Source organism: Cyanobium sp. Candia 9D4, from assembly GCF_024346155.1.
Classification (GTDB): domain Bacteria; phylum Cyanobacteriota; class Cyanobacteriia; order PCC-6307; family Cyanobiaceae; genus Cyanobium; species Cyanobium minutissimum.
Genome location: NZ_JAGQCK010000001.1, coordinates 448,921 through 471,226, shown reverse-complemented (window position 1 = coordinate 471,226; position 22,306 = coordinate 448,921). Strand labels below are relative to the sequence as shown.

17 protein-coding genes are annotated in these 22,306 nt (G+C 68.2%); 12 read left to right on the top strand and 5 right to left on the bottom strand.

From position 1 onward, the window contains the following. The first annotated feature begins 1 nt into the window (after position 1). The 10 genes from KBZ08_RS02310 (at position 2) to KBZ08_RS02265 (ending at position 13,357) form a co-directional block, all read left to right on the top strand. The gene (locus tag KBZ08_RS02310) at positions 2–2,767 is read left to right on the top strand and encodes a cation-transporting P-type ATPase (protein ID WP_254971066.1); all 2,766 of its coding nucleotides are present in this window, start codon (positions 2–4) and stop codon (positions 2,765–2,767) included. A gap of 144 nt (positions 2,768–2,911) precedes the next feature. Continuing rightward, positions 2,912–4,828 carry an NAD(P)H-quinone oxidoreductase subunit F gene (locus KBZ08_RS02305; protein WP_254971059.1) on the top strand — a complete coding sequence of 639 codons (1,917 nt, stop codon included), beginning with the start codon at positions 2,912–2,914 and terminating at the stop codon, positions 4,826–4,828. Next, complete coding sequence (locus KBZ08_RS02300; protein ID WP_254971058.1) at positions 4,828–6,384, top strand: NADH-quinone oxidoreductase subunit M; 1,557 nt, start codon at positions 4,828–4,830, stop codon at positions 6,382–6,384. Before KBZ08_RS02305 ends, KBZ08_RS02300 begins: the two co-directional genes overlap by 1 nt. Beyond that, positions 6,381–7,691 (top strand): CO2 hydration protein, encoded by a 1,311-nt coding sequence (locus KBZ08_RS02295; RefSeq protein ID WP_254971050.1) that lies wholly within the window; start codon positions 6,381–6,383, stop codon positions 7,689–7,691. The genes KBZ08_RS02300 and KBZ08_RS02295 overlap by 4 nt, the downstream gene beginning before the upstream one ends. A 7-nt stretch (positions 7,692–7,698) precedes the next feature. Beyond that, a complete protein-coding gene (locus KBZ08_RS02290) occupies positions 7,699–8,100 on the top strand; it encodes a fasciclin domain-containing protein (RefSeq protein WP_106219814.1) in 402 nt (133 codons plus the stop codon). Then, positions 8,097–9,191, top strand: a complete 1,095-nt coding sequence (locus KBZ08_RS02285) for an amino acid ABC transporter substrate-binding protein (protein ID WP_254971047.1) — start codon at positions 8,097–8,099, stop codon at positions 9,189–9,191. The genes KBZ08_RS02290 and KBZ08_RS02285 overlap by 4 nt, the downstream gene beginning before the upstream one ends. Positions 9,192–9,260: 69 nt before the next feature. Next, entirely contained in the window at positions 9,261–10,322 is a 1,062-nt protein-coding gene (locus KBZ08_RS02280; protein ID WP_254971045.1) for an amino acid ABC transporter substrate-binding protein, read from the top strand. After that, positions 10,322–11,344 carry an ABC transporter permease subunit gene (locus KBZ08_RS02275; protein ID WP_106219812.1) on the top strand — a complete coding sequence of 341 codons (1,023 nt, stop codon included), beginning with the start codon at positions 10,322–10,324 and terminating at the stop codon, positions 11,342–11,344. Before KBZ08_RS02280 ends, KBZ08_RS02275 begins: the two co-directional genes overlap by 1 nt. 1 nt (position 11,345) lies before the next feature. Beyond that, positions 11,346–12,557, top strand: coding sequence for an amino acid ABC transporter permease (locus KBZ08_RS02270; RefSeq protein ID WP_254971041.1), 1,212 nt, complete (start codon positions 11,346–11,348; stop codon positions 12,555–12,557). A gap of 50 nt (positions 12,558–12,607) precedes the next feature. Then, on the top strand, positions 12,608–13,357 hold the full coding sequence (locus KBZ08_RS02265; RefSeq protein ID WP_315861236.1) for an amino acid ABC transporter ATP-binding protein: 750 nt from the start codon (positions 12,608–12,610) through the stop codon (positions 13,355–13,357). A gap of 20 nt (positions 13,358–13,377) precedes the next feature. On the opposite strand, the gene KBZ08_RS02260 is transcribed toward KBZ08_RS02265, so the two are convergent. Further along, complete coding sequence (locus KBZ08_RS02260; protein ID WP_254971039.1) at positions 13,378–14,943, bottom strand: glycoside hydrolase family 57 protein; 1,566 nt, start codon at positions 14,941–14,943, stop codon at positions 13,378–13,380. A 114-nt stretch (positions 14,944–15,057) separates the two neighbouring features. Here KBZ08_RS02260 and KBZ08_RS02255 point away from each other — a divergent pair, with 114 nt between their 5' ends. Both KBZ08_RS02255 and KBZ08_RS02250 read left to right on the top strand, forming a co-directional pair. After that, positions 15,058–16,683 (top strand): 2-isopropylmalate synthase, encoded by a 1,626-nt coding sequence (locus KBZ08_RS02255; RefSeq protein WP_254971036.1) that lies wholly within the window; start codon positions 15,058–15,060, stop codon positions 16,681–16,683. After that, entirely contained in the window at positions 16,680–17,516 is an 837-nt protein-coding gene (locus KBZ08_RS02250) for a carbohydrate ABC transporter permease (RefSeq protein WP_106219807.1), read from the top strand. The genes KBZ08_RS02255 and KBZ08_RS02250 overlap by 4 nt, the downstream gene beginning before the upstream one ends. A gap of 4 nt (positions 17,517–17,520) precedes the next feature. On the opposite strand, the gene KBZ08_RS02245 is transcribed toward KBZ08_RS02250, so the two are convergent. From KBZ08_RS02245 to KBZ08_RS02230, 4 genes are all read right to left on the bottom strand, one after another. Then, positions 17,521–19,005: a coproporphyrinogen-III oxidase family protein gene (locus tag KBZ08_RS02245; protein ID WP_254971033.1), complete on the bottom strand. Its 1,485-nt coding sequence runs from the start codon at positions 19,003–19,005 to the stop codon at positions 17,521–17,523. 272 nt (positions 19,006–19,277) lie between these two features. Beyond that, complete coding sequence (locus tag KBZ08_RS02240; protein WP_254971031.1) at positions 19,278–20,177, bottom strand: DMT family transporter; 900 nt, start codon at positions 20,175–20,177, stop codon at positions 19,278–19,280. Positions 20,178–20,183: 6 nt separating this feature from the next. After that, a complete protein-coding gene (locus tag KBZ08_RS02235) occupies positions 20,184–21,269 on the bottom strand; it encodes a methyltransferase domain-containing protein (RefSeq protein WP_254971029.1) in 1,086 nt (361 codons plus the stop codon). A gap of 11 nt (positions 21,270–21,280) precedes the next feature. After that, complete coding sequence (locus tag KBZ08_RS02230; RefSeq protein WP_254971027.1) at positions 21,281–22,306, bottom strand: radical SAM protein; 1,026 nt, start codon at positions 22,304–22,306, stop codon at positions 21,281–21,283.

The following is a 22,306-nucleotide window of genomic DNA, read 5'->3' as shown; positions in this document are numbered from 1 at the left end:
GTTGACCACCTCCCCTGCCGCGAGCCCCTGGCACGCCCTGGCTCCTGAGGCCTGCCTGCAGGCGCTTGAGGCCAGCAGCGACGGTCTGAACACGGCCCAGTGCGCCGAACGGCTGGCCCGGCTGGGGCCCAACCGGCTGGAACTCAAGGCCGGGCGCAGCAACCTGCGCATCCTCTGGGACCAGTTCAGCAACGTGATGCTGATCATGCTGCTGGCGGTGGCGGCGGTGTCCGCAGGGGTGGCCTACGCCGCCCAGCGGTTCCCCAAGGATGCGATCGCCATCGTGCTGATCGTGGGCCTCAACGCCCTGCTGGGCTACCTGCAGGAAAGCCGGGCCCAGCAGGCGCTGCAGGCCCTGCGCGACATGGCCCAGCCCCTGGTGACCGTGCGCCGTGACGGCATCTGGGAGCGGCTGCCGAGCGAGCAGCTGGTCCCCGGGGACCTGATCCGGGTCGAGGCTGGCGATCGGGTGCCCGCCGACGCCCGCCTGCTGGAGGTGGCCGAACTGGGCCTGCGGGAGGCGGCCCTCACGGGTGAGGCCGAAGCGGTGAACAAGCTGGCCGCGTTGGTGCTCGAACCGAGCACGCCGGTCCTGGAGCGCCAGAACTGCCTGTTCCAGGGCACCGAGGTGGTGCGCGGCCGCGGTCTGGCGGTGGTCACCGCCACGGGCATGCAGACCGAACTCGGCAAGATCGCCGAAATGATCAACTCGGCGGGGGGGGAAACCACGCCGCTGCAGGAACGGCTCGACGGCCTGGCCAACGTGCTGGTGGGCTCCGCCCTGGCCCTGGTGGCTGTCGTGGTGCTGCTGGGCTGGCTGCTGGGCCAGCGCCTGCTCGACCTGCTGGAGGTGGCCCTTTCGATGGCGGTGGCGATCGTGCCGGAGGGCCTGCCGGCGGTGATCACCGTGACCCTCGCGATCGGCACCCAGCGGATGGTGCAGCGGGCCGCCCTGATCCGCCGCCTGCCGGCGGTGGAGGCCCTGGGCTCGGTGACGGTGATCTGCACCGACAAGACCGGCACCCTCACCCTCAACCGCCAGGTGGTGCAGGAGCTGCGCAGCGGCACCACGGCCCTGGCGGTGAGCGGCAACGGCTACGACCCCCACGGCGACTTCAGCGCCGCCGAACTCACCCCACCCGCCGGAGCCGCCGGCGGTCTGGCGCCGGGGGGCCGGAACCTGTTGCTGCAGGCCGGTGTCCTGTGCAGTGACGCCGAGCTCAAGCAGGAACCCGACGGCCGCTGGGAGATCCTCGGTGATCCCACCGAAGGGGCCCTGGTGGTGGCGGCCGCCAAGGCCGATCTCGATGGCTTCGCCCTGCGCAGCCACTACAAGCGGGAGGCGGAGATCCCCTTCAGCTCCGAGCGCCAGCTGATGGCCGTCTGGGTGGAGGACCGCGAGGGCACCCTGCAGGCGCCCCTGGGGGCCAGTGCCGCCGGGTCGGCCACCCTGATGATCAGCAAGGGGGCCCCGGAGGTGATCCTCGGCACCTGCGACCGCTGGCTGGATGGCTCCGGCGTGGCGGCCCTCAGCGAGGAGCAGCGCCAGTGGTGGCTGGAGCAGGCCCGGGACCTGGCCGCCGCCGGCCTGCGGGTGCTGGCTTTCGCCTGCGCGCCCCACCACCGAAGCCCCGAGCAGGAACTGGAGCACCAGGTGCTGCTGGGGCTGATGGCCCAGCTGGATCCCGCCCGCCCCGAGGTGGCCCTGGCGGTCTCCCGCTGCCGGGAGGCCGGGATCCGGCCGGTGATGATCACCGGCGACCATCCCCTCACGGCCCGGGCGATCGGCGTCAACATCGGCCTGGTGGACAACACGGCCGAGGTGGTGCTCGGCCGCCAGCTGGAGGAGGCCGATGCCGGCGAGCTGGCCGCGATCGTGGGCCGCTGCAACATCTACGCCCGGGTGGCGCCGGAGCAGAAGCTGCGCATCGTCAAGGCCCTCCAGGGCCTGGGGCAGATTGTCGCCATGACGGGCGACGGCGTCAACGACGCCCCGGCCCTGAAGCAGGCCCACATCGGCGTGGCCATGGGCATCACCGGCACCGAGGTGAGCAAGGAGGCCTCCGACATGGTCCTGCTTGACGACAACTTCGCCACGATCGTCAATGCGGTGGAGCAGGGCCGGCTGGTGTACGCCAACATCCGCCGCTTCATCAAGTACATCCTCGGCAGCAACGTCGGCGAGCTGATCACCATCGCCTCGGCTCCGCTGCTGGGCCTGGTGGGGGTGCCGATGACGCCGATCCAGATCCTCTGGATGAACCTGGTCACCGACGGGGTGCCTGCCCTCGCCCTGGCCCTGGAGCCCGGCGAAGCCGGCCTGATGCAGCGGCCCCCCGCCGAGCCCGGCGAATCGATTTTCGCCCGCGGCGTCGGCAGCTACATCCTGCGCATCGGCGTCGTGTTCGCCGCCATCACGATCACGATGATGGTGCTGGCCTCCCGGGCCGGTGCCCCCTGGAAGACGATGGTCTTCACGATGCTGTGCCTGGCCCAGATGGGCCACGCTCTGGCGGCCCGCAGTGAGCGTCCCCTGGTGCAGGTGGCCCCATTCACCAACCCCTGGCTGCTGGGGGCGGTGGTGTTCACCACCCTGCTGCAGTTGTCCCTGCTCTACGTGCCGGTGCTGGCCACATTCTTCGGCACCGTTCCCCTCTCGGCCCGCGACCTGGGCATCTGCGTGGGGTTCAGTCTGGTGTTCTTCCTCTACCTCGAACTGGAGAAGGTGTGGCGCCTGTGGCGCCGGCGTCGCAGCGCCGACGCCTGAGCCCAGAGCCGCCCCCGGCCGACTGATAACAACCTCTTGATGAACCCATAGGGCTTTCCTTCCTGGAAAGCCCACCGCCAGCGGCCTGGGATCTTAGTGTTCGCCACCACGCGGGCCATCTCCGGTCCCGACCGTTCTCCCGCCATGACCCTGTTCTTCGCCCAGACGGCCTGGCTGGTGCCGCTCTACCCCCTGGTGGCGTCCCTGCTGTCGCTGCTCTGGTCCCCGGGGCTGATCTCACGCACGGGCCCACGCCCCTGCGGCTATCTCAACCTCACCCTGGTGAGCGTGGCCTTCGTCCACAGCGCCGCCGCCCTGATGGCGCTGCATTCCAATTCCGCCGCCGGTGCGGCCGCCCTCTACAAGCCCCTCGCCTTCGGCTGGACCTGGCTGGAGACCGCCGGGCTCAAGGTGAGCTTCGACGGCCTGATCACCGAGCCGGCCCTGATCGCGATGACGGTGATCACCGGCCTGCATGTGCTGGTGCAGATCTACGCCATCGGCTATCTGGAGATGGACTGGGGCTGGCCCCGCTTCTTCGGTTCCCTGAGCTTCTTCGAGGCCGGTCTGTGCGCCCTGGTGCTCACGGACTCGCTGTTCTTCAGCTACGTGATCCTCGAGCTGCTCACCCTGGGGACCTACCTGATCGTGGGCACCTGGTACAACCAGCCCCTGGTGGTCAAGGGTGCACGCGATGCGTTCCTCACCAAGCGGATCGGCGACCTGATTCTGCTGGCGGGACTGATCGCCCTGCTGCCGATCACCGGCACCTGGAACTTCCACGGGCTGCAGGCCTGGGCCGCCGATCAGGTCAACAACGGCAACCCCCTTCCCCCGGTTCTGCCGTTGATCCTGCTGGCCCTGATCGCCGGGCCGATGGGCAAGTGCGCCCAGATCCCCCTGCACCTGTGGCTCGATGAGGCGATGGAGAGCCCCTTGCCCTCCACCGTGCTCCGTAACTCGGTGGTGGTGGTGGGCGGCGCCTGGGTGCTGCTGCGGCTCGAGCCCCTGATCGAACTGAGCCCCCTGGTGCAGACCGTGCTGGTGATCGTGGGCGGAACCACGGCCCTGGTGGCTTCCCTGATCGCCCTCGCCCAGATCGATGTGAAGCGCGCCCTCTCCTTCCTGGTGAGCAGCTGGCTCGGCCTGCTGTTCGTGGCGGTGGGTCTGGGCGGCATCAGCGTGGCCGATCACCTGATGCTGGTGTATCCCCTGCCGATGGCCCTGATGTTGATGGTGATCGGCGCCATCGTGATCACCAATGTCACCCAGGACCTCACCCAGCTCGGGGGCCTGTGGAGCAAGCGTCCGCTGATGGGCCTGGCCTTCCTCACCGGCGCCGCCGGCCTGATGGCCCTGCCGCCGTTCGGTGGCTTCGCCGCCCTGCGCGAGCTCCTGGAGCTCACGGCCGAGAGCTCCCATCCGGTGCTGCTCGGTGCCCTGGTGCTGTTGACCAATGCCCTGATCAGCGCCGGCCTGATCCGGGTGTTCGGTCTGATCTGGGGCGGGCGTCCGTCGGTGTTCACCACCCGCTCCGCGGAGGTGCTGTGGCTGATGGCCCTGCCCACCTTGGTGCTCATGGGTCTGGTGCTGCACCTGCCGCAGCTGATGGTGATCAACGGCGTCTTCGCCCTGTCCCCCCTTCCGGGCTGGGGTCCGCTGGCGGTGCCCCTGCTGATCTCCACCCTCGTGGGCGGCGGCCTCTCGGCGGCGTTTTACCTGCGGCCCCACCCCCTGGCCCATCTGCCCGCCGCCCTCGGCGGCCTGCAGGACTGGCTGGCCCACGACATGCAGACCGAGCGCTTCTACCACCGCACCGTGGTGTGGCTGGTGGTGGCCCTGGCCCGGCTCAGCGCCTGGTCGGATGACCGGCTGATCGATGGCTTCAGTGGAGCCTCCGGCAGTGCCGCCCTCGAGGGAGCCCGTCGCCTCAGCTTCACCACCTCCGGCCGCACCCAGGCCTATGCCCTCACCCTCGTTCTCGGGGTGCTGCTGATGGCCGCCTGGCTGCTGGCCTCCGCCCCTTCCGTTCCGTCCGAACTCGTTCGCCCGTTCCGCTGATGGGATCGTCCTCGCTCGTGCTTCTCCTGGCCGCACCCCTGGCCGGCACCCTGCTGCTGCCCCTGCTGCCGGCAACCGTTCCTTCCGTTCGGGTCCGCGGCATCGCCGCCCTGTTCGGGGCCCTTCAGTTCCTGGTGGGCCTGCTCTGCTGGCAGCACCCCCCCGCCGACCTGCAGCTCTCCTGGCTGCCGAAACTCGGGCTCCGGCTCGATCTCGGTCTGGATGGCCTGTCGCTGCCGCTGATGCTGCTCACCGCGCTGATCACCTCCCTATCGATCCTTTCGGCAGCGGCGGACCAGTCCCGGCCGCGGCTGTTCTTCTCCCTGATGCTGGCCACCAACCTGGGGGTCGTCACGGGTCTGCTGGCCCGCAACGCCCTGCTGTTCCTGCTGGCCTTCGAGCTGGTGCTGATCCCGATCACCCTGCTGGTGGCGGTCTGGGGGGGCGAGAAACGGGCCGGTGCCGCCGTGCGTTTCCTGCTCTACAGCGCCGTCTCCGGCCTGGCCCTGCTGGCGGCCGTGCTGGCCTTCGCCTGGTTCAATCCCGCCGGTCCGCTCTTCGCTTTCGAGGATCTTCGCCAGGCCCAGTTCTCCCCCACGGCCCAACGCTGGATCCTGGCCCTGCTGCTGCTCTCCTTCGGCCTGAAGCTTCCCGTCTTTCCCCTGCACGGCTGGCAGCCCTTCACCTACGGCCAGGCGCCCACCCCGGTGGTGATGCTGCTGGCGGGCTCCGTCTCCAAGCTGGGCGCCTACGGCCTGCTGCGCTTCGGGGTGGGCTTCCTCCCGGACACCTGGGCCGCCTGGTCACCCTGGATCGCCGCCGCCGGCGCCATCAGCGCGGTGTACGGGGCGCTCAACGCCATCGCCCAGAGCGACATCCGCCGCCTGATGGCCTACAGCTCCCTCGGCCACATGGGCCTGCTGGTGCTTGGGCTGTCGGCCGCCACCCCCCTCAGCCTGCAGGGGGCGGTGGCCCAGATGCTCGCCCACGGCATCATCGTGGCCCTGCTGTTCGCCTGCGTGGGGCTGATCGAGCGCAAGACCGGCACCACCGCCATCCCCGAGCTCTCCGGCCTGATGAATCCCCTGCGCGGGCTGCCCTTCACCATGGGCATGCTGCTGCTGGCCATGATGGCGGCCGCCGGCATCCCCGGCCTGGCGGGCTTCCCAGCGGAACTGCTGGTGTTCGAGGGCAGCTGGACCACCTTCCCCCGCGCCACCCTGGTCAGCCTGATCGCCTCGGGCTTCACCGCCGTCTACGCCATCCGCCTCTTCAACAGGGTGGGCTTCGGCCGCCTCGACAACGAGCGCGCCGACTGGACCTCCACCTGCTGGAGCGAGCGGGCGCCGGCCATGGCCCTCGCCGTTCTGGTGGTCGCGGCGGGCCTCTGGCCCACGGCCCTCACGGGCTGGAGTGAGACCGAATCCACGGGCCTGGCCCTGCGCACCCAGCCGTTCCTCAGCCGGGATGCCGCCCAGCCCTTCACCCTCGCCGCCGCCGCCTCCCCCCTGGTCGCCGTCACCCTCCCTTCCGCCTCGGAGCTGCGCACGTCATGACACCCCCCACCGCCACGGCCCCCGAGACCATCACCGCCCCCCTGATCCCGCCCTCCACCCATCGCTATGCCGATGTGATCCACCGGCTGGAGGCCGGCGGCTCGATGCTGCCGGACACGCCGGAGAACCTGATGCAGATCATCGGCATCTACAAGGCCTATGCCGTGCCGATGGACTTCTACTGGCGCGACCTGCTCTACATCGCCGAGCAGGTGTTCCTCGATCCCCTGCCGGCCTTCAAGTACTTTCCCAGCCAGGAGTACCTCGATCTCCCCAATTCCTACGCCGGCGACCAGTCGAAGCTGCGGATCTGGCGTGGTGGTGAAAAGGCCCATCCTGAACTGCTGGCGTTCATGGAGAAGGGCGAAACCGGCAAGATGTCGAAGCTGCTCCATCATCTCTGGCACGACCGGATCAACATGGAGTTCGCCGAGGCGTGCATGGAGGCCATGCTCTGGCACCAGGGCATGGGCGGCCGCTTCTACGACTATCTCGCCAGTGACGCTTACCGGGTCAACGCCGATCGCGCCATCAAGGCCTACTTCCGCGGTAATCCGCTGATGCTCGGCCTCTATCGCCTGTTCCCTGAGATGTTCATGGAGCAGGTGAAGAAGATGAGCTACTACGCCAACCTCGGCCTGTTCTGGGAGGTGATGGCGCCGGTGTTCTTCGAGATGAGCGACATCTACGACGAGGGTGGTTTCAAGGGTGTTCCCGACGCCATGAACTTCCTGGTCAACGGCATCTTCGCCGTAGCGGGCCGGCCCATCTATCACCACGTGTTCATCAAGGGCGAGTGTTTCGAGATCATCCCCAAGAGCGAAGGCTTCACCTGGCTCTATGAAGCGGCTCTCCCCTACGTGGAGGCGGTCTTCTATCGCACGGCGCCATTTCGCGGCACCAAGAGCTACAACGCCCAGGCCTATCAGGTGCCTGCCGATCAGGCCGATTTCCACTACGGCATCCTCTATGCCGACGTGTTTCCCGTGGGCTCGGCCGGCATTCCGCCCACCCTGCTGATGCAGGACATGCTCCACTTCCTGCCCCCCTATCTGGAGGAGCTCTACAAACAGCACAAGCGTGGGGATGAGGACAAGCTCATCCAGCTGGGGATCACCTTCCAGCGCTCCATGTACAACGTCACCTCGGCGGTGATCCAGGCCCTGCGCTGTGCCCTGCTCTATCCCCTCGATGACACCGACCCCGTGCATCTGATGGCCAACCGGAAGTTCTTCGAGGCCCAGATGGACCGCTTCCTGCGGCCCGAGGCGCGCCTGCCCCAGATCCAGACCCAGGACTACCGCTAGGAGACCCATGGCCAACATCATCGAAACCGCCAAGGGGGCCGGCTGCTTCGCCACCCTGCTCACCGCCGTCGAGGTGGCCGGGCTCACCGGCGCCCTGGAGAGCCCCGGCCCCTTCACGGTCTTCGCCCCCGTCGACGACGCCTTCGCCGCCCTGCCCCCCGGCACGGTCCAGACCCTGGTGGACAACGTCCCCCAGCTGGCCCGAATCCTCAAATTCCATGTGCTCTCCGGGGCCTATCTGCGGGAGCAGCTGGTGACGCAGCCGGAATGGGAGAGCCTGGAGGGGGCGCCGGTGGCGATCCGCCGGGCGGACCCCTTCGAGGTCAAGAACGCCACCGTGGTGTCCGCCGACATCATCTGCGACAACGGCATCGTGCACGTCATCGACCGGGTGATCCTGCCCGGATGAACGGCGTGGCGCCCGGAGCCCGAAGGCGGTCCATCGGCCCGCTGGCCCTGCGGCTCGGGGCCCTTGGCGGCCTGGTCGCCGGCCTGGTGGGCTGCGCCGCCGGTAACGACGCCCCCGGCAGCCCCACCATGGCCAGGATCCGCGAGCGGGGACGGCTGGTCTGCGCCGTTGATGGAGCGGTGCCCGGGTTCAGCACGGTGGGCTCCGGCGGCGCCTTCGTGGGCATCGACGCCGATTTCTGCCGGGCCGTGGCCGCCGCCGTGCTCGGGGATCCCACCAAGGTGGAGTTCCGGCCGGTGACGGCGGGGGAGCGCTTCGTGGCCCTGAACAGCGGCGAAGTCGACCTGCTCTCGATCAGCTCCACCCACACCCTCAGCCGGGACGCCCCGGGGGGCAATGCCCTCAGCTTCGGCCCGGTGTTCTTCTACGACGGCCAGGGGGTGATGGTGCCGGCGGCCAGCGGCGTCCGCAGCCTGCGGCAGCTGGCCGGCAAGCCGATCTGCGTCGAGAGCGGCACCAACACCGAGCTCAACCTGGCCGATCGCATGCGGGAGCTGGGGGTCCCCTACCAGCCGCTGCGCTTCCAGTCGGGTGAGCAGGCCTACCCGGCCTACGAGCAGGGTCGCTGCGCCGCCATCACCAGCGACAGCTCCCTGCTGGCGGCCAAGCGCAGCGGCTTCAAGCAGCCAGCGGCCCACGTGCTGCTCCCCGAGCGGCTCAGCAAGGAGCCCAGCGCCAAGGTGACGATCCAGGCCGATCCGGCCTGGGCCGATGCCGTGCGCTGGATCACCCACACCCTGGTCCAGGCGGAGGAGAGCGGCCTCACCCAGGCCAACGTCGAGGCCCGCCTCGCCGCGGCACGGCGCGACCCCAGCCAGGCCGAGGCGCGCCGCTTTCTGGGGGTGGAGGGGGATTTCGGCCGCCAGCTGGGCCTCCCCGCCGACTTCACGGTGCGGGTGGTGAAGGCGGTAGGGAACTACGGCGAGCTGTTCGAGCGCCACCTGGGCCGCGCCACCCCCCTGGGCCTGGAGCGGGGCCTCAACCGGCTCTGGAGCGCCGGCGGTCTGCACATCGCGCCCCCCTTCCGCTGAGGAGGTTCCACAGGGCCTACCTGCACCGGCCCGCACCTGCAACAATGCGGCCACCTTTAAGACGCAGGCATGTTCCGGACCCGGACCCGCTCCCTGGTGGTTTCCCTCTGTGCCGCCGGCCTGCTGGCCGGTTGCGCCGGCGAAGGTGGCGGCGTGCAGAGCCAGAAGCTCTCCACGATCACGGGGCGGGGCAAGCTGATCTGCGGGGTGGAGGGCAAGCTGCCCGGCTTCAGCTTCGTGGGCCCCGACGGCAAGTACCTGGGCCTCGATGTGGACGTCTGCAAGGCGGTGGCCGCCGCGGTGCTGGGGGACCCGGAGAAGGTGGAGTACCGCGACCTGAACTCCAGCGAGCGTTTCGCCGCCCTGGCCAGCGGCGAGGTCGACCTGCTCTCCCGCAACACCACCATGACCCTGAGCCGCGATGCGGCCGGCGGCAACGGCCTCAGCTTCGCCCCCACCACCTTCTATGACGGCCAGGGGGTGCTGGTGCCGGTGGCCAGCGGCATCAAGGACCTCAAGGGTCTGGCCGGCAAGCCGATCTGCGTCGAGAGCGGCACCACCACCGAGCTCAACCTGGCCGACCGGATGCGGGAGCAGAACATCCCCTACACGCCGCTGAAATTCCAGACCAGCGACCAGACCTTCGCCGCCTACCTCGGCGACCGCTGCGTGGCCGTCACCAGCGACCGCTCCCAGCTGGCGGGCAAGCGCACCAGCTTCCCCAAACCCGACGCCCACACCCTGCTGCCGGTGGTGATGAGCAAGGAGCCCCTCACCCCCGCCACCACCAACGGCGATCCTGCCTGGGCCGATGCGGTGCGCTGGATCGTCTACGGGCTGATGCAGGCCGAGGAGAGCGGCATCACCCAGGCGAACATCGACGCCAAGCTGGCCGAGGCCAAGGCCAACACCAACCAGGCCGACCTGCGCCGCTTCCTGGGGGTGGAGGGTGACTTCGGCAAGCAGCTGGGCCTGCCGCCCGACTTCGTGGTCAAAGCCGTGAAGGCCGTCGGCAACTACGGCGAGATCTTCGATCGCAATGTCGGGCCCGCCTCCGCCCTCAAGCTCGACCGGGGCCTCAACCGCCAGTGGAAGGACGGCGGCCTGATCTACTCGCCCCCCTTCCGTTGATGGCGCCGGTGCCCCCCGCCGACCCGGCCCCTGCCCCACCCGCACCGCCTTCGCCACCCTGGTGGCGCGACCGCCGCATCGTGCCCTGGGTGGTGCAGGCCGTGGTGGGTCTGCTGGTGCTGCTGCTGATCGCCTTCCTGCTGGGCAATCTGGTGCGCAACCTCACCGCCGCCGGCCTGCTGCTGAGCTGGCGCTGGCTGCAGCAGCCCGCCGGCTTCGACATCTCGGAATCGGTGCTTCCGTTCAACGCCCAGCTGCCCTACTGGCGCGCCCTGGCCGCCGGTCTGGTCAACACGATCCGGGCGGTGGTGGTGGGTCTGGTGGGGGCCACCCTGCTGGGCACCCTGGTGGGGATGGCCTCCTTCAGCCACAACGGCCTGCTGCGGCGGCTGGCGCGGGTCTACGTGGAGGTGGTGCGCAACATCCCCCTGCTGCTGCAGCTGGTGTTCTGGTACTTCGTGGTGTTCCTCACCCTGCCCAACGGGGTGGCGGCGATCCAGCTGCCCGGGGTGGTGCTGGCCAAATCGGGCCTCTACATCGCCGGTTTCGGCGACGGGCTGCGCTGGATGGGACCGATGCTGGTCAACGGGGTCTGGCAGGCCCCGGTGCGGCTCAGCGTCGAGTTCGGCGCCCTGATCACCGGCCTGATCGTGTACTCCGGCGCCTTCATCGCCGAGGTGGTGCGGGGCGGCATCGCCGCCGTGCCGAAGGGTCAGTGGGAGGCGGCCTCCTCCCTGGGGCTGAGCTGGTTCGCCACCCTGCGCCGCATCGTCCTGCCCCAGTCCCTGCGGGTGATCGTGCCGGGCCTCAACACCCAGTACATCTCGCTGGCCAAGAACTCCTCCCTGGCCGTGGCGGTGGGCTACACCGACCTCTATTCCGTCGCCGAAACCACCCTCAACCAGACCGGACGGGCGGTGGAGGTGATCCTGGTGCTGCTGGCGGCCTACCTCACCCTCGATCTGCTGATCTCGGCCCTGATGAACGGTCTCAACCACCTGGTCCAGATCCGGGAGCGCTGAGATGAACGCCCTGCTGCGCCGCCTGCGCTCCGAACTGTTCGCCACCCCCGCCGACGCGGCGCTGAGCGTGGCCCTGATCACCCTGCTCAGCCTGGGGGCCTTCGGCTTCCTGCGCTGGGCCCTCACCCAGGCCCAGTGGGCGGTGGTGAGGGTGAACAGCACCCTGTTCGCCGTGGGCCGCTACCCGATCGAGCAGCAGTGGCGCCTCTGGCTGCTCACCGCCCTGCTGGTGGCAGCCAGCGGCGCCACCTGGGGCCTGCTGCGCGCCCACCCCCGCCCGGACCGCACCGGGGTGCTGTGGCCGAGCAACGACCGGCTGGCCCTGGGGCTGCTCGCCCTGATCGCCATAGCCGTGCCCTCGGCCCTCGGCCTGACCCTGGCCATCCAGGCCCGCTGGTGGGGGCTCCTCCTGCTGCTGGGCCTCTGCCGCTGGCTCGCCGGTCGCTTCGGGACCCGCCTGTCGCCCACCGGCCGGCGGCTGGCCGCCCTGGTGTGGCCCCTGCTCTACCTGGGGGGCATGGTGCTGATCAGCGGCGGGCTGGGGCTGGTCACCGTGTCCCCGTCGGAATGGGGGGGCCTGCTGCTCACCCTGCTGGCCTCGAGCTTTGCCATCCTGCTGTGCTTCCCGATCGGGGTGCTGCTGGCCCTGGGGCGCCGCAGCGAGCTGCCCCTGCTGCGCTGGGGTTCGGTGGTCTACATCGAGTTCATCCGCGGCGCGCCGCTGATCACCCTGCTGTTCCTCGGCCAGAACATCCTCGGCTTCCTGCTGCCCGGCGGGCTGGCCCCGGAGCGGGTCTGGCGGGCGGCCTGGGTGCTCACTTTCTTCGCCGCCGCCTACCTGGCGGAGGCGGTGCGCTCCGGCCTGGCGGCGGTGCCGCGGGGCCAGCTGGAGGCCGCCCGTTCCCTCGGCCTTTCCTATCCCAAGGCCCTGCAGCATGTGGTGCTGCCCCAGGCCCTGCGGGTGGCCCTGCCGGCCATGGTGGGCCAGTTCATCTCGCTGCTGCAGGACACCACCCTGCTGTCGCTGATCGGATTGCTGGAACTGCTCGGCACGGCCCGCACCGTGATGGCCAACCCCGCTTTCCTGGGGAGAAACGGTGAGGTGTACCTCACCCTGGCGGTGCTGTTCTGGGGCTGCTGTGCCGCCCTCGGTCTGGGCAGCCGGGCCCTGGAGCGCCGCCTCGATCCCCAAGCCGTACCCAGCGCCACCTGAGCTGCGTTCCCTTTTCCCTCCTTCTCCGCTCCGAACCCGCTTCCCGCCCCATGAGCCAACCCAGCAGCGAACTGATGATCGAGGCGCGGGCCGTCGAGAAGTGGTACCCCAATGGATTCCAGGCCCTGCGCGGCGCCAGCCTGACGGTGCGGCGCGGCGAGGTGGTGGTGATCATGGGCCCCTCGGGTTCGGGCAAGAGCACCTTCATCCGCACCTTCAACGCCCTGGAGGACTTCCAGAAGGGCAGCATCACCGTCGACGGCATCGTGCTCTCCAACGACCTGCGCAACATCGACGCCATCCGCCGCGAGGTGGGCATGGTGTTCCAGCAGTTCAACCTGTTCCCGCACCTTTCGGTGCTCGACAACCTGACGCTGGCGCCGGTGCTGGTGCGCAAGCGCCCGAAGGCGGAGGTGGAACGCCAGGCCCGGGCCCTGCTGGAACGGGTGGGCATCGCCGAACAGGCCGGCAAGTACCCCGGCCAGCTCTCGGGGGGCCAGCAGCAGCGGGTGGCGATCGCCCGGGCCCTGTGCATGGAACCCCGCATCCTCCTGTTCGATGAACCCACCAGCGCCCTCGACCCGGAGATGGTGCGGGAGGTGCTCGAGGTGATGCAGGATCTCGCCGCCGACGACATCACCATGGTGGTGGTGACCCACGAGGTGAAGTTCGCCCGCCACGTGGCCCACCGGGTGGTGCTGATGGCCGACGGCGAGGTGGTGGAGGAGGCCGCACCGGAGGTGTTCTTCACCAACCCCAGCCACGAGCGCACCCGCCGCTTCCTGGATCAGATTCTCTGACCGGGGCTGGGCGGAGGCCGCTAGGCCCTGGTCGCCCAGTCGGCGGCGTTGAGCTGCGGGAACAGCCCGTCCTCCCGCTCCACCCCCACCAGCCACTCCCGGGGCAGGTCGGTGCCGTGCTCGAGGGCATCGATCAGCCGCCAGAAGCGGTCGAGGTGGCGGCGGATCCGCTCCCGCGCCAGGCCGGTGGTGGTGCCGGCCCGCAGGATGAAGCTCCAGTCGGAGCTCTGGGCCAGCAGCAGTTCGCGGCCCGCCTGGGTGAGCAGGGCCCGCTGGGCGGTGCTGCCCACGCCCCGGTTCACCCGCTGCACCATGGCGCGGGAGGCGCGCTGCCACTCCGCCACCACCCAGGCGTTGGTGTCGTTCAGCCAGTAGTCGTGGTAGCCCCCCTGCCCCCAGCTGGAGGGGGCCGGCCGGCAGACCTGCAGGGACCGCCCCTCGCTGAGCACATCGCGCAGGTGGGTGAAGCGCACGTCCAGAGCCGGACCCTGGCGGAACAGCTCGGCCAGGAACCGGGGGCCCTCGAACCACCAGTGGCCGAACAGCTCCGCATCGAAGGGGGCCACCAGCAGCGGCGGCGGCACGATCGTCGCCGCCAGCTGCTCCATCTGGGCGGCGCGGCCCCGCAGGAAGGCTTCGGCGTGCTCCGTCACCCGCTCGGCCGCCCGCGCCGGGTCGTAGGGCTGCTTGAGCTCAAGGGGGCAGCCCTGGGCGGTGACGCGGTGCAGCTTGAGTCCGAGGGGGCGGCGGTCGTGGATCCCCTGGGTCTCCAGATCCGCTTCCGGCAGGTCCCAGCCCAGATCCCGGTGGAACTCCCGGTAGGCCCCGTCACCCGGGTAGCCCTGGCTGGCGCTCCACACCGGCAGGGTGGATTCGCTGTCACGGGCGAAGAAGGCCACCCCCGCCGGGGAGCAGATCGGGGCGTAGACCCCGTAGCGCGGACGGGGCAGGCCATGGAGCAGGCCGTGGCCGTCGAGCAGGGAATAGCGCAGGCCGCACTCGGCCAGGAGCCGGTCGAGGTCCTCGTAGTAGGCGCACTCCGGCAGCCAGATGCCCAGGGGCCGCACACCCAGCAGCCGCTGGTGCTCCCGAACGGCGGTGAGCAGCTGGGCCCGTACCGCCTCCGGCGAATCCCGCAGCAGGGGCAGGTAACCGTGGGTGGCGCCGCAGGTGATCAGATCGAGGACCCCCAGCTCCTGCAGCCGCCGGAAGCGGGGCAGGAGATCCCCCCCCATCTCCCGCCACTGGGCCTCGATGGCCGTGAGGGTGTGCTGCAGCTCGCGGGCCGGGACCTCCAGCTCGGGAACGGCTCCGTCAAGCAGAGTGCGGCGCAGGGCCAGCCAGGCCGGGAAGCGGCCGTTGAGGGCCCGGTCGCTCAGCAGCGACAGCAGGGTGGGAGAGAGGCCGAGGGTGAGCCGGGGCCGCTGCTGGGGATCGGCGGCCGCCTGCTCCAGCACCTCCAGCAGGGGCAGATAGCATTCCTGGAGGGCCTGGAAGTACCAGTCTTCCTCCAGCGAACCGGGCTCACCGGAGCGCACGTAGGGGAGGTGGGCATGCAACACCAGGGCCAGATCGCCTGCGGCCATGGGGAAACCCTCTGTGGTGCCACTCTACGTTCCGCTCCCTGACGGTTCCGCTCCCGGAGCCAGGACAGCCGGCCCCTAGAGTGGACCTAACTCATAGCTGTTCCGCCTAACCCCATGGCCCGCGATCCCGGCCGGGTATTGATCTTCGATACCACCCTCCGCGACGGGGAGCAGTCCCCCGGCGCCAGCCTCAACCTGGAGGAGAAGCTCGCGATCGCCCAGCAGCTGGCCCGCCTGGGGGTCGACATCATCGAGGCCGGCTTTCCCTTCGCCAGCAGCGGCGATTTCCACGCCGTCCAGCGCATCGCCGCCAACGTCGGCACCCCGGACGGGCCCGTGATCTGCGGTCTGGCCCGGGCCGCCAGCGGCGACATCAAGGCCTGCGCCGAGGCCGTGGCCCCCGCCGCCCGCCGGCGCATCCACACCTTCATCGCCACCAGCGACATCCACCTCGAGCACAAGCTCCGCAAGACCCGCGCCGAGGTGCTCGCCATCACCGCCGAGATGGTGGCCTATGCCCGCTCCCTCGTCGATGACGTGGAGTTCTCCTGCGAGGACGCCGGCCGCAGCGACCCGGAGTTCATGCATCAGGTGATCGAGGCGGCGATCAACGCCGGCGCCACCACGATCAACATTCCCGACACGGTGGGCTACACCACCCCGGCGGAATTCGGCGCGATCATCTCCGGCATCAACCGTTCGGTGCCCAACATCGACCGGGCGGTGATCTCGGTGCATGGGCACAACGATCTCGGCCTGGCCGTCGCCAACTTCCTCGAAGCGGTCAAGAACGGCGCCCGCCAGCTGGAGTGCACCATCAACGGCATCGGTGAACGGGCCGGCAACGCCTCCCTCGAGGAGCTGGTGATGGCCCTGCACGTGCGCCGCAGCTACTTCAACCCCTTCCTGGGCCGGCCCGCCGACCAGCGTGACCCCCTCACCAACGTGCGCACCGAGGAGATCACCAAGACCTCCCGGCTGGTCTCCAACCTCACCGGCATGGCGGTGCAGCCCAACAAGGCGATCGTGGGCGCCAACGCCTTCGCCCATGAGTCCGGCATCCACCAGGACGGGGTGCTCAAGAACCGCCTCACCTACGAGATCATCGACGCCCGCACCGTCGGCCTGGCCGACAACCGGCTCTCCCTCGGCAAGCTCTCCGGCCGCAGCGCCTTCCGGGCCCGGCTCGAGGAGCTTGGCTACACCCTGGAGCGCAACGATCTCGACGACGCCTTCGCCCGCTTCAAGGAGCTGGCCGACCGCAAGCGGGAGATCACCGACCGGGATCTGGAGGCGATCGTCAGCGAGCAGGTGCAGCAGCAGGACCAGCCCCGCTACGCCCTGCAGTCGGTGCAGGTGAGCTGCGGCACCAACCTCCAGCCCACCGCCACCGTCACCCTGCGAGACGGGGACGGCATCGACCTCACCGAGGCGGCGATCGGCACCGGCCCGGTGGATGCGGTCTGCCAGGCCCTCAACCACCTGGCCCAGGTGCCGAACGAGCTGGTGGAGTTCAGCATCAAGTCCGTCACCGAAGGCATCGACGCCATGGGCGAGGTGACCATCCGCCTGCGCCACCAGGGGGTGCTCTATTCGGGCCATGCGGCCGACACCGACATCGTCGTGGCGGCGGCCCAGGCCTTCGTGAACGCCCTCAACCGGCTGGTCTCCGGCGGCCAGCGCGCCCCGCTCCACCCCCAGAAGACCCCCCTTCCGGTGGCGGAACTGCCGCGTCTGTGAACGCCCCCAACCGCTCCCCGCTGGCCACCGGGCTGCAGCTCGCCCTGCTGCTGCTGGTGGCCGTGCTGCTGCTGCTGCCCCTGCTCTGGCTGGTCAGCACCTCCCTGAAGGGGCCGGCCGAGGACATCTTCACCAGCCCTCCGGCCCTGCTGCCCAGCCAGCCGAGCCTGGAGGCCTACGGGCGCCTGTTCGCCGCCAACCCGATGGGCACCTACCTGCTCAACAGCACGATCGTCAGCGCCCTGGCGGTGCTGGCCAACCTGCTGTTCTGCTCCCTGGCGGCCTACCCCCTGGCGCGGATGCGTTTCCGCGGCCGCGGGCTGGTGCTGGCCCTGGTGGTGGCCACGATCCTGATCCCCTTCCAGGTGGTGATGATCCCCCTTTATCTGCTGATGGTGCAGATCGGGCTGCGCAACACCCTCTGGGCCCTGATCGTGCCCCAGGCGGCCACGGCCTTCGGCATCTTCCTGCTGCGCCAGAGCTTCCTGGCGGTGCCGGTGGAGCTGGAGGAGGCGGCCCGGATCGATGGCTGCACCCCCATCGGCGAGTGGTGGAACGTGATGCTGCCGGCGGCCCGGGCCGACCTGATCACCCTGGCGATGTTCGTGTTCATCGGCACCTGGAGTGATTTCCTCTGGCCGCTGATCATTCTCGACGACCCCACCCTCTACACCCTGCCCCTGGGTCTGCAGCAGCTGGCCAGCAGCTTCTCCCTCGACTGGCGCCTGGTGGCGGCCGGATCGGTGGTCTCGATCCTGCCGGTGCTGCTGCTGTTCGTGCTGCTGCAGCGCTACATCCTGCCCAGCGCCAGCGGCGACGCCGTCAAGGGCTGAGAGCTCAGACGCCCACCAGTGCGCCATCCCCTTTGACACGGACCGTGTCGTAGGGGTGCAGCGGGCCCGGGGCATAGGCCTCGGCCGGATAGGGCATGTAGGCCTGATCGTGGAACTGCTGCACGACCTCATCAGCAACGAAGGCGCCGAGGCTGGTGAGCACGACCTTGTCCCCCTCGTCCTGAACCAGGCCGAAGGACTCGAGTCGCTTCAGCAGGGGGCCGAAGGTCTGATCGAGCTGGCGACCCCCGGTGACGGCCTCAAAGTGACTCCGCCAGAGCGCCCTGTTCTTCAGCGGCAGCACAACCGCCCAGCGGGCCTGCTCTTCGGCCGAGCGGAGGAGGCCCCGGTTGAGGGGCAGGCGGCCGGCGTCGATCAGGGCGTAGTACGCATCGAAATCCTGGGTGTTGAGCGCGAAGCGGTCCCGGAGGCTGCTGAAGGCCGTCAGGCCGAAACCGAGCTGATCGTGGAGGCCGCAGCACTGGTTGTCGGCATAGTGCGAAAAGTGCTGACGCTCCCTGGAGAACACCCGGCGGAGATTCTCGTGAAATCCATTCGCGTTGAGAAGATCGATGGCGAGCTGTTTCATCATGATCGTCTCCTCCAGGGAGGGCATCCGCTCGGGATGCAGATGCTGGATGGACTTGATGGGGCCCTGATAATCCCCATAGGCCTCCACCTTGAGGCGATACAACTGGATCTCCTGCACATCGAGTGTGACGGCCTGGCGGATCACATCCATCCAGTTCTCCAGGGTTTCGCCTGGATAACCGAAGATGAACTCGATGTTCAGCTGGAATCCGAGGCGCCTGCAGTTGTCGATGGCTTCGAGGGTCTCTTCGACGCCGTGGTGCCGGTTCATCTGGCGGAGAACCACCGGATTGAGTGACTGGACGCCGATGGTGAGTCGGTCAACGCCGTGGTCGCGCATGACCTGCAGCCGTTCGATGCCCTCCGGGCCGATCAGGGTGACCGGGTCGACGTCGTAGTTGAACTGGGTGCAGGCCGAAAGGTCCACCCGCTGGGTGAAGAAGTCCAGAAAGGATCGAAGCTGGTCGATGCTGAGATAGGTCGGAGTTCCACCTCCCACCAGCACGGAACGGGCCTGGATCCGCTCTATGCCGAGCCGTCGCATGGAGAGATCCATTTCACGCTCGAGAGCCGCCAGATAACGGTCCTTCTCGGGTGAACGCTCACCGAGCTGAACGGGATAGTGGCAGAACAGACAACGCGAACGGCAGAAGGGGATGTGGGCATAGACATCGAACAGACCATCCTCGGGCAGAGAATAGCCAGCGAAGAACTCTTCCTCCTCGACCGGGGGATACATCGTGATGGGCGGATAGTGAACGGAGGGGAAAAAGTCTCCACTGCTGCAGATTAATCCCTGCTTCTGCAGGGTTTTGTAGTCCTCCACCCGGCTGGATGCCCTGGCCATCAGCTCGCTAAGGGGAAAGGAGCGTTCAGCGGATGGGTTCTGGATCGTCATGGGGATCGGGGGGAGGGATGGAGTCTGAGCCAGGCAGGGAGACGAATGGAAACAGGATTGGCTGGTGGGATCAACCGCGGGACCACGGCAGAGGCGCGGGGCGTCGCAAAAGAAAATGTGACGGAAGAAGCATGGAAAAATGCCTCAGGCCTGGGCGGGGGTGTGCCCGTCCCGTTGGTTGCACTCTAGTCTCAGTCATGGCCATTCGCAGTGCCGTCGAAGAAACCGATGGCTTAAACCGACTGGATTGACTTCGTTGCTCAGCAGTCGTTTTATCCATGGGTGCAAAGAACCACCACACCTCCCATCGTGACCCCGGTGCCCAACAGTGAGCGCCGGCTGATCCGTTCCCCGAGCACAAAAAAAGCCAGCGGCAGGATGAAGATGGGTTCGGTGGAATTGAGGGTGTTGGCCACCGCCACATCGAGGTGCTTCAAGGCCACCAGGGAAAGCCAGAATCCGCCGAAGGTGACCACCAGGACCGAGGCGAAGAATCCAGCCAGATAGGCCCTGCTCCGGAAGGGTCGCAACCAGCCGGACAGCCGCCGGCTGACCAGCCCCAGCAGCAACAGACAGAGGGTGCCGGCCATCATCCGGATCCACGTGGCCTGGAGGGCGGACACCTGCTCGAGACCCTGCTTGGCGATGATCAGCGACAGGGACATGCAGACCACCGCCAGCAGGCCGAAGACCACCCCCCTGAGGCGGGAGGCGGATCGTTCTCCGGACGATTCGGACGAGAGCACCACCCCCACACCGAGACAGATCAGGCCCATGCCGATCCACTGGATCCCCGACGGCATTTCCTGCAGCAGCACTAGGGCCAGCACGGCGGTCAGCACCTGACCCAGCATCAGAAGGATGACCATGGCGTGGGCACTGAGCGCCTTGAGGGCCTCGAAGAAAAACACATCTCCCAGGCCGATCCCCACAACGCCACTGAGCACCAGCAGCAGGGCGGGGGTGAGCCCGATGGCTCCGGAGCCTGTCGTGGCGACGGCGAGACTGAGCAGCGCCACGCTCAGGACTCCCTTCCCAAGCGTCATCGCCAGGGAGGAGACATCGCGTCCCAGCCCCTTGAACAGGATCGAACCAAGGGCCCAGGACGCGGCGGAACCCAGGGCAGCCAGGGTGCCGATGAGTTTCGGCTCCAGCGTCAGCAGCATCGCCATCGGACCTCACTGGAGCCTGAAGGTGAGCACATACCGCTGGGGGATGAACTGCCGGGAACTCTCCAGGCGGAATCCATGGTGTTCCAGCTGGGCAATCACCAGTTCCTTGGCGATGTACGGGCCGTGGTAAGGGAGCTGGCTGTCCTCCACCAAGCTGTTGTCGACGATGACCAACCGGCCACCGGGCTTCAGGGAGTTTCTGATGGTGGCGAGCAGTTGCTCACGGGCGGACTCCCGATACACCAGATAGAGGATGTGGTAGAGGGAGCACATGAACGCCGTGTCGACCTTGGTCCCCACCGGCAGGCCGATGCTTTCGTTGTGGTTATTGATCGTGGTGATGGTGGTCAGTCCGGTGCGACGGATGACAGAGTTGATGTAATCAAGATGGGCCTTGACGGTGTCAATGGCATACACCCTGCCTGTGCTGCCGACCCGCTCCGCAAACAGGAAGCTGTAGTAGCCGGGTCCGCTGCCAATGTCTGCGACCGTTTCTCCAGGCCGTATCTGGAGGGAATTCAGAATCAGGCTGGTGCGTTCCCACTCCTCCCGTCGCGGGTTGTTGAACAAGATGGAGTCCTCGAGGAAGGCCAGGCGGATGCGGCCCTTCTCGGTTTCGAGGTCTTCGTAGGGGGCCAGCGCATACTTCCTGCCCAGGTACTCCCTGAGAAGAGCGAAATCATTCGCAGCGAAGAAAGCGTAATAGCTGGCGACCCGTGGATCCTGCAGCTGTTGCCGCTGCTGGTCTGGTGGGGAAAGGGCCAAGTCGGCGAACCACTGCAGCGCCGTGTAGTCGCCCCCGAAGTTCTCTCTGGGGATGATGCCGCTCCAGACGTCCCGGGCCGCCTGCAGCGCTTGGCGATCCCCATCGCTGAGGTACCTGAGCAACAGCCGGGCCGCCAGAGTCCCCTGCTCCGTAACGCCGAAGGAATCGATGCTCTCCAGATTGGCCAGCGATCGGCCGGATGTGATGGTCAGGACATAGCCGCCGGAGGATCGCTCCGGCGTGGCGGCCTCAGCCGGGGACGGTCGGCCCGGACCTATGACACCCGCCAACAGCAGAAGGACGCTGAGGAACCACCGACGCAGCATGGATGCGGGCATCAGGAGGGAAGGCCTGCGAGGCTGGCTGTCCTGGTGGAGCTGCACGGCTCCATTCCGGCGGATTCAATGGTGGCCAGGGCGTGCTGGAGGCCCACCACAAAGCGTTGCTTTGAGTAGATGTTGAACTTCTCCTGATAGCTCGGCGGCGTGAAGTTGACTGTCATCACGTTGGCGCCTGCCTCCAGCCCCCGCCGCTGGCCACCGGCCTGCAGCTTCTCCAGGGCGCTGACATTCGGGATCAGGGGAGTCCGGAGGCCGATGCGATAGATCGCCAGGATGTTGAGCGTCGTATTCAGCGAACCCTGGGGGCAGGATTCAAAGGGTGTGGACTGGTTGGCGATGAAGGGGGAGGCACTGACGAAGTCGGGACGGAGCTTGAGGGCGAGAAGCACATCGTCCACCAGCTGGGAAAGGTCCTGATCCGGCAGCCCGACGATGTTTCCCGTGCCGACGGCATAGCCCAGCTCCCGCAACTGACGGAGGCAGTCGAGCCGTGCCGGTAGCGATGTGCGGGTGATGGCCCGGTAGTGCGCCGGGCTGGAGGTCTCGAACTTCAGGATGTAGGAATCGGCGCCGAGTTCAGCGAACCTGCGGTACGTGGCCCTGGGTCGCTCCCCAAGGCAAAGCAGGATCCTGAGGTCGAAGCGGCGCTTGATCTCGGGGATCAGCTTCGCCACCATCGCATCGGCAGCGGGATCCTGGCCGGCCTGCAGAAAGGCGATGGGAATGCCGTTGGCGGCGATCTCGGCGACGATCTCCAGAATCCGCTCCGGAGTCATCCGGTAGCGCTCCATCTCGCCGTTGGGACTGCGCATGGCGCAGTAGTCACAGCTCTTCTGACAGTGATTCGAGATCTCGATCACCCCCCGGAGCGTGACCGGATCGCCTCCGGCCCGGCGCCGTTCCTGCCGGGCACGCTGGAACAGCTGTTCCTGTTCATCTCCATCGACCGTCAGCAGCCTGGCGATCCCCTCCCTGGTCGGGTTGCCATGGGCCAGCCTCTCGATGTCATCGGTGATGGGCAT